Here is a 1,545-nt window from a genome sequence, read left to right as displayed (position 1 = left end):
AACTATATCTTCCCGAACAGGTTATGCGAACACCCACGTGCTCATCTGTAGATGAGCACCTCATCTGTAGATGAGCACCATACGCATCAAGCTAAGGAATCGTGAAAGAATCTGGCTCATAGGTTTCCTCATCAATTGTCACTCGCCCTGTTCACCTAATTTCTGCTAAGCCAAGCAAAAGCAGGTGACTGGGCGGATCTCGGCGGCGGCGGTTCACGCGGCAACCGACCGCCAGGCAACGTTTCACGTTGGCCAAAACCGCGTTGACCAAGTGTCTTTGATGCAAGACCACGGCGAGGGACAAGGCATGCATCCGTACCGTTCGCGACGCCTTGACCAAACTGCGATTGGCGTGGGACCAGCAGCTCCCCAGCAACACCCAGTGCTGCACGACCATGGCCAAGAGTTTGGCGTACACCTCGCACAGAATCCGCCACGGTTTGCCGCTGCGCGACTCGTCGATGTGGCCTTCGCTTTTCCAGAGTTTGAACAACAGTTCGATTTGCCAACGGCAGCGGGCCAGCACCCACGCCTCTTGCAGCGACAAGTTCTCGGCCGGAATGTTGGTGGCGTAGATGGTCCAGGCCGCCAAAGCCAAGCTGTCCGGATGAATCTTGCCGCCTTTGCGGACGCGGCGACGTATACGTTGGCGACGCTTTTCCGCCACCGCCTCGGGCACTCGCGCAGCCAGCAAACGACACGGCAGGCGAAGCTCCGCCCCCAAGGTCACTGGCACATCGACCGTGTCGCTTGCTTGCCGACTCAAAAAAGCAGCGAGCGTCCATTCTTGACCGCTGGCGTCGAACAAGGCCGTCCGCACCTGCACGCGGGTCAGCCACGAGACCCCTTGCTGGTGCAACGTCTGCAAGCGCTGCAAGCTGAAAAAGCCCAAATCTGCCAAGTGCAACGTGCCTGGAGGCAACGGTGCGTGATGCAACACCCCTGTCTGATCGTGATCGCGTGCAGGGAACAGAAACGGGCCATGCAGTGTTCCGTCCAACAGATTCAAACGCACTTGGGCCTTGATGCCTGCCGGCGCTTCGTGCGAACCGGAGCCAGGCCAAGCCCCTGCAAAAGCTTCAGGCAGCGTCAACGTGGTGCTGTCGAGCAGACAGACACCACCGGGAAACCGCTGCAACAAAGGCACGGCCACAGGGTCGGCACTAATGACCTGTACCACCGCATCGTGCAACACGCGCTCGAGCAGGGCTGCTGCACGCGGGCCAAAACGTTGGTCCAGCCCTTGCGGCGAGATTGGCACACCCAAGTTGCCAGCAGTCTGCGCCAGTTCTTCCAAAGTAGCGTGAGGGTTATGGAGCCAGCCGAACGTCAACGTTTGCACAAAAGTGCCGCCGTCGAGTTTGGATTCGCGCTGCACAAAGCCGGTCTGGCGTGCCGCCACATCGGCTGTGTTGGTGAATACTGTCTGCAGCGCACGCGATATGTTGTGGGTCATCGGAGTCGCAACCATGACAAGGCCCTCCTTGCTCTGCCCGGTACAATCGTACAGGTATGGTCAAGGAAAATGCCGAATGTCGTTTGAGC

The 1,545-nt window shown here is 58.8% G+C and carries 1 protein-coding gene; it reads right to left on the bottom strand.

Translation table 11 applies throughout. The annotated features are described in order from the left end of the window. Positions 1-151: 151 nt before the first annotated feature. The gene (locus tag ACREAY_RS11795) at positions 152-1,471 is read right to left on the bottom strand and encodes an IS4 family transposase (RefSeq protein ID WP_431755963.1); all 1,320 of its coding nucleotides are present in this window, start codon (positions 1,469-1,471) and stop codon (positions 152-154) included. Between the last annotated feature and the right edge of the window lie 74 nt (positions 1,472-1,545).

This window comes from Nitrososphaera sp. (genome assembly GCF_050748925.1).
Lineage (GTDB): Archaea > Thermoproteota > Nitrososphaeria > Nitrososphaerales > Nitrososphaeraceae > Nitrososphaera.
This window is presented reverse-complemented; position numbering and strand designations above follow the sequence as displayed.

Excerpts from the sequence above, each read along its gene's own strand:
- ACREAY_RS11795 (WP_431755963.1), bottom strand. The coding sequence starts at position 1,471 with ATGGTTGCGACTCCGATGACCCACAACATATCGCGTGCGCTGCAGACA.